The following is a 13,058-nucleotide window of genomic DNA, read 5'->3' on the forward strand; positions in this document are numbered from 1 at the left end:
GGATATGAGCGTGCAGTCCCAGTATGACGTCGTCATCGTCGGTGCCGGCCATGGTGGCGCGCAGGCGGCGATCGCGTTGCGCGCCGCCAAATTCGCCGGCAGCATCGCGATGATCGGCGACGAGCCCGAACCGCCCTACGAACGTCCGCCGCTGTCCAAGGACTATCTGTCCGGCGACAAGCCGTTCGAGCGCATCCTGATCCGCCCGGCCGGCTTCTGGGACGAGCGGCAGGTGGCGATGCGGCTCGGCCGCCGCGTCGTTTCCGTCGATGCCGCGGCGCAGACCGTCACCACCGACGATGGCGCGTCGATCGGCTATGGCCAGCTGATCTGGGCGACCGGCGGCAGTCCGCGGCGGCTGACCTGCTCGGGCCACGACCTCGCCGGCGTGCATGCGGTGCGCACCCGCGCCGATGTCGACCGGATGATCGTGGAACTGCCCGGCGTCAGCCGCGTCGCGGTGATCGGCGGCGGCTATATCGGGCTGGAGGCGGCGGCGGTGCTCGCCAAGTTCGGCAAGCAGGTCACCGTGCTCGAAGCGCTGCCACGCGTGCTCGCGCGCGTCGCCGGCGAGCCGCTGTCGCGCTTCTACGAGGCGGAGCATCGCGCGCATGGCGTCGACGTGCGGCTCGGCGTCACCGTCGCCTGTATCGCCGAGGCGGGGGGCAAGGCGTGCGGCGTCACGCTCGCCGACGGCGAGACGGTGCCGGCGGAGATGGTGATCGTCGGCATCGGCATCGTCCCCGCGGTCCAGCCGCTGCTCGACGCCGGTGCGGCGGGCGGCAATGGCGTCGACGTCGACGCGCAATGCCGCACCAGCCTGCCCCACGTCTTCGCGATCGGCGATTGCGCGACGCATGCCAATGCCTTTGCCGACGGGGCGCGCATCCGGCTCGAGTCGGTGCAGAACGCCAACGATCAGGCGAATGTCGTCGCCAAGGCCATCGCCGGCGCGCCGATCGACTATCATGCGATACCCTGGTTCTGGTCGAACCAATATGATCTGCGGCTGCAGACCGTCGGCCTGTCGACCGGCTATGACGATATCGTCGTGCGCGGCGACATCGCCAGCCGCAGCTTCTCGCTGATCTACCTGCGTGGCGGACGGGTGATCGCGCTCGACTGCGTCAACGCCACCCGCGACTATGCGCAGGGGCGCGCGCTGGTGCTCGCCGGCGCGGCGCCCGATGCCGCGCGGCTCGCCGACGCGAGCGCGCCGCTCAAGGCGATCCTCGCGGACTGAGCCTCGCGCACCGCCGTGACGATCCGCTCGACCGCGATGGCGGTCGGGCGCTCGCCGCGGACCGTCACGGCGACCGCGGCGGCGCGCTGCGCCATCGCCGTGTCGTCGAGCAGCGCGCGCAGGGCGGGACCGGCGGCCTGCCCGCAGAAGGCGGCCGGTCGCATCGTCCGCCCGATACCGAGCCGTGCGACCCGCGCGCCATTGTCGAACTGGTCGCCGAAGAAGGGCAGGACGAGTTGCGGCACGCCGGCGCGCATCGCCTGGCCGGTGGTGCCGATGCCGCCGTGGTGGACGACCGCGGCGGCGCGCCCGAACACGTGCGAATGCGGGGCGTAGCCGAGCCGCAGCACGTCGCCTTCGTCGCAGGCGTCGCCCGCCCGGCCGGTCAGCAGCACCGCGCGCTGCCCCACCGCTCGGGCCGCGGCGGCGGCGGTCTCGTAGAAGCGGCCGGGTGCGCGGACGAGGAACGATCCCAGGGTGAAGGCGATCGGCGGCGGTCCCCGATCGAGGAAGGCGACCAGCGCCGGATCGGCGGCGTGGCCATCCTCGCCGGCACCGTCGAACACCGGGAAGCCGATCGCCTCGCTACGCGCCGGCGCATCCGGCTGCACCGCGGCGAGCAATGGCGAATAGCAGCACAAGGTCCTGCCCTGCGCGGGGGCGGGATCGAACAGCGGCGCGCGCCGGCTCGGCGGCAGGCCGTGCGCCCGCCGCACCGCCTCCACCCCGCCGCCGTAGCGCGCCCGCACCGCCGCTTTCACCGCCGCGAGCAGCGCGCGGTTCCACGCCCGCCCGAGCGGCCCGCCGGGGGCGTGGACCAGCAGCGCACATTCGGGGGTCTGCGGCGGGTCCCAGGCGGAGAACAGCGCCATCGGCTGGAGGTTGATCGCGACCAGCGGCAGCCCGCGCTTCTCGGCGACGATCCCCGCCGCCAGCGCGAACAGCGAGCCGACGATGACGTCGGCGCCCTGCGCCAGCCGATCGAGCGCCGCGGTGCTGTCGGCGAGCGACGGCAGGATCACCGCGTCGAGCACGAAGCTGCGCTGGGTGATGACGCGCTGCGCCGCGGTCGCCTCGTCCACCCCCAGCCGCGTGCAGATGTCCGCGAAGCTCGGCAGGATCGCCGCCGCCGCCAGCCCCGCCGCCTGGACCGTCTCGACATGGTCGGCGGGGACCGCCAGCACCACCTCGACCCCGCGCGTCGCCAGCGCCCGGCCGATCGCGATGAAGGGGTGGAGGTCGCCGAGCGACCCGATCGTCATCAATATCGCCTTCATCGTCACGTCCCTGCCGCGATGGTATGATGGTTCCATGACAATCCGAATCGGGATCGGCGGCTGGACCTACGAGCCGTGGCGCGGGACCTTCTATCCCGCCAAATGGCCGCAGAAGCGCGAGCTGGAATATGCCGCGTCGCAGCTGAGCGCGATCGAGATCAACGGCACCTATTATTCCAGCTTCAAGCCGGCGAGCTTCGCCAATTGGGCGGCTGCGGTGCCCGACGGCTTCGTCTTCGCGGTCAAGGCGTCGCGCTATTGCACCAACCGCAAAGTCCTGGCCGAGGCTGGCGAATCGATCGAGCGCTTCGTCGGGCAGGGGATCGTCGAACTCGGCGACCGGCTTGGCCCGATCCTGTGGCAGTTCATGGCGACCAAGGCGTTCGACGCCGACGACATGGCCGCGTTCCTCAAGCTGCTGCCGGATCGCCACGCCGGCGTGCCGCTGCGCCATGCGGTGCAGGTGCGCCACGCGAGCTTCGCCGATCCCGCCTTCGTCGCGATGGCGCGCGCGGCGAATGCCGCGATCGTCTACGCCGATTCCGCCGACTATCCGGCGATCGCCGACGTCACCGCCGACTTCGTCTATGCCCGGCTCGAAGCGGCCGAGGAGCAGAACCCGGCCGGCTATACCGATGCGGCGCTCGACGGCTGGGCGCAGGCGGCGCGCGTCTGGCAGGCGGGCGGCCAGCCGGACGGATTGCCCTATGTCACCGACGCCGCGCCGCCCGAGACGCAGCGCGAGACGTTCGTGTTCTTCATCAACGGCGCGAAGGTGCGTGCGCCGCAGGGGGCGATGGCGCTGATCGAGCGGATCTCGCAGGCATGAACCGGTTCTCCGCCGCGGCCTGATGAGCGAACCGGTCGCGCCTCGTCACTTCGGCCACAGGCGATAGCGCCGCGCCGCCCGCGGGAAAGCAGGGCGCGGCTGCGCCGAGCAAGACCGGATCAGAACTGCGACCAGTCTTCCTCGTTGGCGGCGGCCGGAGCGAGGCTGGCGCGGCCGGAGCGCGCATTCGCCGCAATCCGCGCACCGGCCTGAGCGGCGCGGCTCTGGAGCCGATGAACCACCGTCGCCGCCGATGACGGTGCGGTGCGGCTCGCCAGGCGGAAGCGGCCGATCTGGCGCGACATCTTCTCGGTCTCCTCGGCAAGGCTGCGTGCCGCGGCGGTCGCTTCCTCGACCATCGCCGCGTTCTGCTGGGTCACGCCGTCCATCTCGCCGACCGCGATATTGACCTGCTGCAGACCGGTGGCCTGCTGTTCCGCGGCCGAGGCGATGTCCGACACCAGCTCGCTGATCTCGCCGATCCGCCCCGTGATGCGCGTCAGTGCCTCGCCTGCCTGCCCGACCAGCGTCACGCCGGCATCGACCTGCTCGGCCGACGCGGTGATCTTGCTCTTCACGTCCTTGGCGGCATCGGCCGAGCGCTGCGCCAGCGCGCGCACCTCGCTGGCGACCACGGCGAAGCCCCGCCCCGCATCGCCGGCCCGCGCCGCCTCGACACCGGCGTTGAGCGCCAGCAAATTGGTCTGGAACGCAATGCCGTCGATGACCGAGATGATGTCGCTGATCTCGCTCGACGAGCGCTCGATCCCGTTCATCGCGTCGACCGCGCGGCGCACGACATCGCCCGATTGCTCGGCATCGGTCCGCGCGTCGCGCACCACGCCATTCGCCTTGACCGCATTGGCCGCCGTCTCGCGGACCGTCGTGGTGATCTCGTGCATCGCCGCGGCGGTTTCCTCCAGGCTCGCGGCCTGCTGCTCGGTCCGGTGCGACAGGTCGTCCGACGCCTGGCGGATGCCGCTGGCGCCGGTGCTGATCTCCTCGGCGCTGGTGTTGACCGCGCCCAGCGTGTCGCCGACCGATTGCATCGCCGTGTTGAAATCGTCCTTCAGCTTGGCGAACGGGCCGGTCAGATCGCTCTCGATCCGTGCCGTCAGGTCACCGCGGGCGAGCGCATCGAGGCCGCTGCCGACGCTGGCGACGATCAGCGCCGTCTGCTCCTGCTTCGCACGCTCGGCGGCGGCGAGCTGGTCGCGGAACGTCACCATCGCATTGGCGAGCACGCCCACTTCGTCGCGCCGGTCGTCCACGGCCACGTCGGCGGATAGGTCACCCGATGCGAGCCGCCGCATGGTGGTGGTCATCGACGCCAGCGGCGTGGCGATACCCCGGATCAGCGAGACGAGCATCAGCAGGGCAAGCGCCAGGACCGAGATCGCAATGGCGATCGTGATATTCCTGGACCAGGAATAGGATGTCGCCGCCGCCGCCATGCGCTCGTCCATCAGCTTGACCTGAGCGTCCTGCATCTTGGCGGCGTCGTCGTTCGCCCGATCGAACGTCGCCATGCTGCGGCGGAAGCTCTGCAGCGCCTGCTCGCGCTGGTTGTCGCGCGACAGCTGCAGCGTCATGCGCGACATGGTCCTGTATTCGGCCCAATGCTCGCGGAAGACACGGAATGCAGCAATGGCGCTCGGCGCCGTGAGAACACGGTCGAGATAGGCAAGGTTCTTGTCGACGACGGCGAGCTTGGCTTTCGCCAGGTCGCCGGCGCGGCGCACCTGCTCGGGCTCGCTGGACAGAATGCTCATCGCTTCGGCGATGCGATAATCCGACGTGGAGGTGTTGATCGTCGCGATCGCGATGAGCTTGTCACGACGATTCTGACCGACTTCCTTGAGGCTGTCGTTCAGGTTGCTCTGGCCAAAGATCGACATCGCGCCGAGGACGATGAGCGAGGCGATCAGAACGCCGAAGCAGGTCAACAGCTTCGCGCTGATCTTCAAATTCTTCATGGTCAAACCGATCGTCTCTCTGGATGCGGAGACAGGGTAGGCGAAGAATCTTTCGTATCGGTTAGCGTCGAGGTTGCGTTATATCAATGTCGGCTTCGGACCGGCCGCTATGCGCCGGTCGTCGGAGGTGTCGACGGGCTTACATCCCGACCGACGTTGTCGCTTCCTCGTTGCCGGTCGCATTGGGCATCGCGGGCAGTTCCGCGGCGGGCGCGGGGGCCGCGGCGGCGACGGTCGGCTTGCTTGCCTGGCCCATGATCGCGGCGCTCTCGATCTGGTCGAGCGCATGGCGGGCGCTGACGTAGCGGTCGGCGGCCTGCATCCAATTGCCGGCATCGCCGGCGCCGGGCAGCCGCGAGACTTCCGCCCGTGCCGCCTCGACCTGCCCGCCCTCGAGCAGGCGGCGCGCGCGGGCGAGCCGGTCGCCGGGGCGCGTCGATGGCGTGCCCGCCTTGCGCAGCACTACCAGCCCGCCGATTTCGCGGCGCAGGCTCGACCACCAATCGTCGCTGCTCACCGTCGCGATCTCCGCGCCGATCGCCTCGAGTCCCTGGCGCAGCGACTCCAGCGTCACCGGCTGGTGCGATGCCTCGATCACCGCCGCCACCGCGCGCGGCTGCACCGTGCCGAAGCGGTTGCGCAATTGCTCCTCGAGATAGCCGAGCCCGACGCCGCGATCGAGCGCGCGCCGCGCCGCGAAGGCGACCAGCAGCCCCTCGGCCCGCCCGGCCTGTGCCCCGGCCGCCGCGGCATCGCTGGCCACCGCCGCGGTACGCGCTTCCAGCGCGGTCAGCTGCCCGGCGAGCGTCGCCTCGCGCGAGGCGAGCGCGGCGGGATCGAGCGCCGTCGTGGCCGCCTGGCCATTGGCGTTGAGTGGTTGCGCCGGATTGAAATTGGCCGGGTCGGGCTGCGCCGACGACGTCTGCGCCTGTTCGGCGGTGGTTCCCCCGAGCCAGTGCATGCGCTTCATCAGATAGCCGGTCAGCAGGGCGCCGGCGATGAAGGCGAGGGCGATGATCGCCAGGAACACGCCGGTCCGCGGCCCGCGCACGGGTGTCGCCCCGCGCTTGGGATCGATCGGCTCATAGTCGCTCATGGCTCCTTATCTCCGGCCCCTGCCGCAGGGTCAATCGTCCGTGCGAGCGCCAGCGTGCACAAGGCGGCGTCGGTGGGTGTGCCCGCGGCCTCGGCGAGCGCCCAGCCGGTGCCGGCGGCGGCGAGGACGGCGCGGCTCAACGCTGCGATTCCCGTGGCTTGCCTGTCGGCGATCAGCGCCGCGACGCGCTGCGCGGCCCGCACCGAATGCAGCAGCACGATCCGGCCCGCCGCCGCCGCGGTGAATTCGGCCGCATCGACCGGCACGTCGGCGCTCGCATAGACGATGACGGTCGGGTGGCCGCTGTCGATATGCTCGCGTCCGGCGAGATGCAGCGGCCGGTGCAGCCCCGCCGTGGCGGCGGCGGCCAGCGCCTCGTGCACGCCGCCGTCGCCGGTGACCGCGACGTGCAGCCCCGCCGCGCGCGCCACCGCCGCCGATTCCGCGCCGACCGCGATCACCGGCAGCGACGCGAGCCGCGTCAGCCCGGCGCCGGCGAGCCGCACCGCCTGGGCGCTGGTCACCAGCAGCGCATCGAACGCCGAAGCGTCGGGGGGCGTCCAGTCGATGGCGGCGGCGGCGAACAGCGGCCGGCTCAGCACCGCGCCGCCGCCCGCGCGCAGCCGCGCCGCGGTGCGGGCATTGCCGGGCTCGGGCCGCACGACCAGCAGGCTGGACGGGGTCACGGCTGGAACAGCCGCCGGACCACGTCGGGCGCGCGCGCGAGCAGGTCGGCGGCGAGTTCGGCGGCGACGAGGCTGCCGTCGGTGCCCTCGCCGCTGCCCTCGACGAAGGCGCTGCCGTCCTCGGCGATCAGTTCGGCGCGCAGCGTCAGCATCTCGCCCGACAGCGCCGCCAGCGCGGCGACCGGCGAATGGCAATCGGCCCCCAGTCCGGCGAGCAGCGCGCGCTCGGCCAGCACGCAGGCGCTGGTCGCGGGATCGTCGATCGCCGCGACGATCCGGGCGGCATGGCCATCTTGGGCGCGCACCTCGATCCCCACCGCGCCCTGCGCCGGCGCGGGCAGCATCGTGTCGGTCGGGATGGCGCGGCCGACGCCGTCGCGTCCCAGACGGTCGAGCCCCGCGGCCGCGAGCAGGGTCGCGTCCGCCTCGCCCGCGGTCAGCTTGGCCAGCCGCGTGTCGACGTTGCCGCGGAACATCACCACCGAAAGGTCGGGCCGCAGGCGCAGCAGTTGCGCGCGTCGTCTCGGCGAGCTGGTGCCGACCACCGCGCCCGGGGCGAGGTCGGCGACGCTCTCCGCGCCGATCAGCCGGTCACGCACGTCGGCGCGCGGCAGCATCGCCGCGATGCCGATCGCGGCCGGGCGGATCGTCTCGACGTCCTTCATCGAATGCACCGCCGCGTCGATCTCCCCGTTGAGCAGCGCGCGGTCGAGTTCCTTGGTCCACAGCGCCTTGCCGCCGATCTCGGCGAGCGGCCGGTCCTGCACCCGGTCGCCGGTGGTGCGGATGACGACGAGCGCGACATCGTCCTGCGCCCAGCCGTGCGCGTCGCACAGCGCGTCGCGCACCATCCCCGCCTGCGTCAGCGCCAGCGGCGATCCCCGCGTTCCCAGCCTGAATTTGGTCGCCAATGTTCTGCTCCCTTTTACTGCGCCCCTTCGCCGCCTTTTCCTCTGCCGTTGCGGACAGGACGCCGCCGGGGGAGCCGGACGGGAAGGGGGAGCGCAGCAATCTTTCATCCGCCATGGCCGAAATCCCCACCCTTCGACAACCTCCGGCAAGTTGCGTAAAGACTTGGCCATGCCCCCCCGGATCATCCTCGGCCTCGAATCCTCCTGCGACGAGACCGCCGCCGCGCTCGTCACCAGCGACCGGCGCGTGCTCAGCCACCGCCTGCTCGGCCAGGAGGCGGCGCACGCGCCGTTCGGCGGGGTGGTGCCCGAGATCGCCGCGCGTGCGCATGTCGAGGCGCTCGAACCGCTCGTCCGGGCCGCGCTCGACGACGCCGGCCTGCGGCTCGATCAGGTCGATGCGATCGCCGCGACCGCCGGGCCCGGGCTGATCGGCGGCGTCATGGTCGGGCTGGTCACTGGCAAGGCGCTCGCCCATGCCGCGGACAAGCCGCTGATCGCGGTGAACCATCTCGAAGGCCATGCGCTCAGCCCGCGCCTGTCCGATCCCGATCTGGACTTCCCCTATCTGCTGCTCCTCGTCTCGGGCGGCCATTGCCAGCTGCTGCTGGTCGAGGGCGTCGCCCGCTATCGCCGGCTCGCCACGACGATCGACGATGCCGCCGGCGAGGCCTTCGACAAGACCGCCAAATTGCTCGGCCTCGGCTTTCCCGGCGGGCCGATGGTGGAGAAGGCCGCCGCCCTCGGCCGTCCGATCGTGCCGCTGCCGCGTCCGCTCAAGGGCTCGGCGGAACCGCATTTCTCCTTCGCCGGCCTCAAGAGCGCGGTCGCCCGCGCCGTCGGCAGCCACGCGCCCGAGGATATCGCCGCATCCTTCCAGGCCGCCGTGGTCGACTGCCTGATCGACCGCACCCGCCGCGGCATCGCCGGCATCCAGGCGACCGCCCTGGTCGTCGCCGGCGGCGTCGCCGCGAATGGTGCCGTGCGGACCGCGCTACAGGATCTCGCCGCGGCCAATGGGCTGCGTTTCGTCGCGCCGCCGCTGTGGTTGTGCACCGACAATGCCGCAATGATCGCCTGGGCCGGCGCCGAACGGTTCGCCGCCGGGCTGACCGATCCGCTCGATACGCCGGCGCGGGCCCGCTGGCCGCTCGATCCCGACGCGGAGGCGGTGCGCGGCGCCGGGGTGAAGGCGTGATCCGCGGCAAGCAAGGGAGCGTAAGCGCATGAAGATCGGCGTCATCGGCGGCGGGGCCTGGGGCACCGCATTGGCGCAGGTCGCCGCCCACCGCGGCGAATCGGTCACGCTCTGGGCGCGCGAGCCCGAGGTGGTTGAGGGCATCAACACCGCGCACGAGAACCGCCTGTTCCTGTCCGGCGTGCCGTTGTCGCCGTCGATCCGCGCCACGGCCGACTTCGCCGACCTGGCCGATCGCGACGCGCTGCTCGTCGTCGCGCCTGCGCAGCATGTGCGCAGCGTGCTTGCGCAGATCGCGGTGGGCACCCGCCCGCTGGTGCTCTGCGCCAAGGGGATCGAGGCGGGCACCCGGCTGCTCGTCGGCGAGGTGGCGCGGCAGGTCCATCCGCAGGCGCCGGTCGCGGTGCTCTCCGGCCCGACCTTCGCGCACGAGGTGGCGGCGGGTCTGCCCACGGCGGTGACGCTGGCGGCGGCGGACGAGGCGCTCGGCCGTGCGCTGTCCGAACGGCTCGCTGCGCCGCATTTCCGCCCCTATGCCAGCCGCGATGTCGCCGGGGCGGAGATCGGCGGCGCGGTCAAGAACGTGCTCGCCATCGCCTGCGGTGTGGTCGACGGTGCCGGCCTCGGCCAGAATGCCCGCGCCGCGCTGATCGCGCGCGGCTTCGCCGAGATGACCCGCTTCGGCCTCGCGCGGGGCGCGCGGGCGGAGACGCTCGCCGGGCTGTCGGGTCTCGGCGACCTCGTCCTCACCTGTTCCTCGACCAGCAGCCGCAACTTCTCGCTCGGCGTCGGTCTCGGCCAGGGCCGGGCCGCCGCGGACCTCCTCGCCGACCGCCGCACCGTCGCCGAGGGCGCCTTCACCGCCCCCGTCCTGCGCGAGGCGGCCGCCGAGGCGGCGGTCGACATGCCCGTCACCGCCGCCGTCTGCCGCCTGCTGGAGGGCGCGCCGGTCGGCGACGTCATCGGTGCGCTGCTCGCGCGGCCGTTGCGGCCGGAGAGCTGAGGGCCGGCGCTCCGTCGCGGAGGGAGGGGCGCGGCGTAAGCCCTCAACGACCATTGCTCTCGCTCCAGGACGACGATGCCGCCATGCCTGAAGCCGCGCCGGTCGCGATCCGCGCTGCCCTCCGGGGCGCCATCGTGTGCGGCTTACCGCGCCAGTTCGCGCCAGCCGATATCGCGGCGGCAGAAGCCGTCCGCGAAGTCGATCGCATCCACCCCGCGATAGGCGGCGTCGCGGGCCGCGCGGATGTCTGCTCCGGTCGCGGTCACCGCCAGCACGCGGCCGCCGGAGGCCACCAAGGCATCGCCCTCACGCCGCGTTCCCGCCTGGAAGACGATCGCGCCCGTCGCCTCCGCTGCCTCGATCCCGTGGATCGCGCCGCCCGCCTTGGGCGTGCCGGGATAGCCCGCCGCCGCCAGCACCACCGTCATCGCCGCCGCATCGGTGAAGCGCGCCGGCGGCAGCGCGCCGAGCCGCCCCTCGGCGACCGCCAGCATCGTTTCGACCAGGTCGCCGTCGAACCGCGGCATCAGCACCTGGCATTCGGGATCGCCGAAGCGCGCATTATATTCGATCAGCTTGGGCCCGGTGCTGGTCAGCATCAGCCCGGCGTAGAGCACGCCGCTGAACGGAATGCCCTCCTCCGCCAGCGCCCTCACCGTCGGTGCGACGATCTCGTCGATCGCGCGGCGCTCCAGTTCGGGGGTCAGCACCGGTGCGGGGCTGTAGGCGCCCATGCCGCCGGTGTTCGGCCCGGTGTCGCCCTCGCCGACGCGCTTGTGGTCCTGCGCGCTGCCGAACGGCAGCAGCGATACGCCATCGGTGAGCACGAACAGGCTCGCCTCCTCGCCGTCGAGGAATTCCTCGAGCACCACCGGAGCATCGCCGCCGGCGAACATCGCGTCGAAGGCGGCCGTCGCCTCGGCTTCGCTGGTCGCGATCACCACGCCCTTGCCTGCGGCAAGGCCGTCGGCCTTGATGACCACCGGATAGGAGAAGGTGCTGGCCAGCGCCGCGTCCGCCGCGGCACGGCTGCCGACGCGAACATAGCCCGCGGTCGGGATGTCGGCACGCCGGCACAGGTCCTTGGTGAAGCCCTTCGACCCTTCGAGCTGTGCCGCCGCCTTGCCGGGCCCGAACACCGGTACGCCGGCGGCGCGCAGGGTATCGGCAAGGCCGTCGACCAACGGCGCCTCCGGCCCGATCACCACCAGCCCGACGTCATGCGCCGACACGAAATCGACCACCGCGGCATGATCGGTCGCATCCAGCGCGACGCACGTCGCATGGGCGGCGATGCCGGGGTTGCCAGGCGCGGCATAGAGCGTATCGAGGAGGGCCGACTGCGCCAGTTTCCATGCGAGTGCGTGCTCGCGGCCACCTGAGCCCAACAGCAGGACGTTCATGCCAGAGTTCCTATCCGATACCGACGACGCCCGGCTGCTAGCCGAGGAGCGGCCCGGCGACAACGCGCTCGCCATGTCGGTCGGCGAACTCAGCTTCAAGCTCAAGCGGATGGTCGAGGGCGAGTTCGGCCATGTCCGCATCCGCGGTGAGATCTCGGGCTACAAGCGCGCGACCTCGGGCCATGTCTATCTCGCGCTCAAGGACGATGCCGCGGTGATCGACGGCGTGATGTGGAAGGGGCAGGTCAATGCGCTCGCCTTCGCGCCGCAGGACGGCATCGAGGTGATCGCCACCGGCAAGCTCACCACCTATCCCGGCCGCTCGAAATATCAGATCGTCATCGAACGGATGGAGCTTGCCGGTGCCGGCGCGCTGATGGCGCTGTTCGAGAAGCTCAAGGCGAAGCTGGCGGGCGAGGGGCTGTTCGAGGGCGCGCGCAAGGTGCGCCTGCCCTATCTGCCGCAGACGATCGGCGTCGTCACCTCGCCGACCGGCGCGGTGATCCGCGACATCCTCCACCGGCTCGAGGACCGCTGTCCGACGCATGTGCTCGTCTGGCCGGTCAAGGTGCAGGGGCAGGGGGCGGCCGAGGAGGTCGCCGCCGCGGTGCGCGGCTTCGACGCGATGCCTGCGGATGGCCCGGTGCCGCGCCCCGACCTCGTCATCGTCGCGCGCGGCGGCGGCTCGATCGAGGATCTGTGGGCGTTCAACGAGGAGGCCGTCGTCCGCGCCGTCGCCGGCTGCACGATCCCGATCATCTCCGCGGTCGGGCACGAGACCGACACGACCCTGTGCGACTTCGCCGCCGATCTGCGCGCGCCGACGCCGACCGCCGCGGCGGAGCTGGCGGTGCCGGTGCTCGCCGACCTGCGCCATACGATCCAGAGCCACGCCTCGCGCACCCAGCGCTGCGCGCATCGCTATGTCGAACGGGGGCGCGAGCGGCTGACCGCGCTCGCCCGCCTGCTGCCCAAGCGCGACGCGCTGCTCGGGCCGCAGCGCCAGCGCGCCGACGATGCGGGCCAGCGGCTCGACCGCGGACTCGAACGGCGGGTGACGATGGCGCGGGGGCAGCTCGACCGGTCGAGCGGCGCGCTGCGCCCCGCGGTGCTGCAGCAGCAGGTCGATCGCAACCGCGACCGGCTCGCGGCGACGTGGCGGCTGGTCCAGTCGCTCAACCCCGATGCGGTGCTCGACCGCGGCTATGCGCGGGTCACCACACGCCGCGACGGCGGCGGCGGCGAGACCTTGTCGTCCGCCGCGGCGGTGCGCGAGGCGGGCGCGGTCACGCTGCGCTTCCGTGACGGCAGCGTCGATGCCGTGGTCGACGGCGGCAGCGTCCAGCCGGTCGCCGCCGGCGCGCCCGAGCGCAAGGTTGAGCGCAAGCCCGCCAAGGCCTATCCCAAGCCCGATCAGCCGACGTTGCTCTGACAGG

The 13,058-nt window shown here is 72.1% G+C and carries 11 protein-coding genes; 5 read left to right on the forward strand and 6 right to left on the reverse strand.

Going from position 1 to position 13,058, the window contains the following annotated elements; all coding sequences use genetic code 11:
* The first annotated feature begins 4 nt into the window (after window positions 1-4).
* Complete coding sequence (locus HD841_RS01395) at window positions 5-1,243, forward strand: NAD(P)/FAD-dependent oxidoreductase (protein WP_179507100.1); 1,239 nt, start codon at window positions 5-7, stop codon at window positions 1,241-1,243.
* Here HD841_RS01395 and HD841_RS01400 read toward each other — a convergent pair.
* A complete protein-coding gene (locus HD841_RS01400) occupies window positions 1,144-2,520 on the reverse strand; it encodes a glycosyltransferase (RefSeq protein ID WP_306455760.1) in 1,377 nt (458 codons plus the stop codon). The genes HD841_RS01395 and HD841_RS01400 overlap by 100 nt on opposite strands.
* Before the next feature lie 34 nt (window positions 2,521-2,554).
* On the opposite strand from HD841_RS01400, the gene HD841_RS01405 reads away from it, so the two are divergent.
* A complete protein-coding gene (locus HD841_RS01405) occupies window positions 2,555-3,349 on the forward strand; it encodes a DUF72 domain-containing protein (RefSeq protein WP_179507101.1) in 795 nt (264 codons plus the stop codon).
* A 119-nt stretch (window positions 3,350-3,468) separates the two neighbouring features.
* On the opposite strand, the gene HD841_RS01410 is transcribed toward HD841_RS01405, so the two are convergent.
* From HD841_RS01410 to hemC, 4 genes are all read right to left on the reverse strand, one after another.
* The gene (locus tag HD841_RS01410; RefSeq protein WP_179507102.1) at window positions 3,469-5,325 is read right to left on the reverse strand and encodes a methyl-accepting chemotaxis protein; all 1,857 of its coding nucleotides are present in this window, start codon (window positions 5,323-5,325) and stop codon (window positions 3,469-3,471) included.
* Window positions 5,326-5,464: 139 nt separating this feature from the next.
* The gene (locus HD841_RS01415; protein WP_257015169.1) at window positions 5,465-6,421 is read right to left on the reverse strand and encodes a hypothetical protein; all 957 of its coding nucleotides are present in this window, start codon (window positions 6,419-6,421) and stop codon (window positions 5,465-5,467) included.
* Window positions 6,418-7,107, reverse strand: a complete 690-nt coding sequence (locus HD841_RS01420; RefSeq protein WP_179507103.1) for a uroporphyrinogen-III synthase — start codon at window positions 7,105-7,107, stop codon at window positions 6,418-6,420. Before HD841_RS01420 ends, HD841_RS01415 begins: the two co-directional genes overlap by 4 nt.
* A complete protein-coding gene (hemC, locus tag HD841_RS01425) occupies window positions 7,104-8,018 on the reverse strand; it encodes a hydroxymethylbilane synthase (protein ID WP_257015170.1) in 915 nt (304 codons plus the stop codon). Before hemC ends, HD841_RS01420 begins: the two co-directional genes overlap by 4 nt.
* 169 nt (window positions 8,019-8,187) lie before the next feature.
* On the opposite strand from hemC, the gene tsaD reads away from it, so the two are divergent.
* Both tsaD and HD841_RS01435 read left to right on the forward strand, forming a co-directional pair.
* Window positions 8,188-9,216 carry a tRNA (adenosine(37)-N6)-threonylcarbamoyltransferase complex transferase subunit TsaD gene (gene tsaD / locus HD841_RS01430; RefSeq protein WP_179507105.1) on the forward strand — a complete coding sequence of 343 codons (1,029 nt, stop codon included), beginning with the start codon at window positions 8,188-8,190 and terminating at the stop codon, window positions 9,214-9,216.
* A gap of 28 nt (window positions 9,217-9,244) precedes the next feature.
* A complete protein-coding gene (locus tag HD841_RS01435) occupies window positions 9,245-10,219 on the forward strand; it encodes an NAD(P)H-dependent glycerol-3-phosphate dehydrogenase (protein ID WP_179507106.1) in 975 nt (324 codons plus the stop codon).
* A 143-nt stretch (window positions 10,220-10,362) separates the two neighbouring features.
* Here the strand turns inward: HD841_RS01435 and purD are convergent, their stop codons facing one another.
* Window positions 10,363-11,622, reverse strand: a complete 1,260-nt coding sequence (gene purD, locus HD841_RS01440; RefSeq protein WP_179507107.1) for a phosphoribosylamine--glycine ligase — start codon at window positions 11,620-11,622, stop codon at window positions 10,363-10,365.
* On the opposite strand from purD, the gene xseA reads away from it, so the two are divergent.
* Complete coding sequence (gene xseA / locus HD841_RS01445; RefSeq protein ID WP_179507108.1) at window positions 11,621-13,054, forward strand: exodeoxyribonuclease VII large subunit; 1,434 nt, start codon at window positions 11,621-11,623, stop codon at window positions 13,052-13,054. The genes purD and xseA overlap by 2 nt on opposite strands.
* Window positions 13,055-13,058: the final 4 nt, after the last annotated feature.

The organism is Sphingomonas melonis (assembly GCF_013409985.1).
GTDB classification, from domain to species: Bacteria; Pseudomonadota; Alphaproteobacteria; order Sphingomonadales; family Sphingomonadaceae; genus Sphingomonas; species Sphingomonas melonis_A.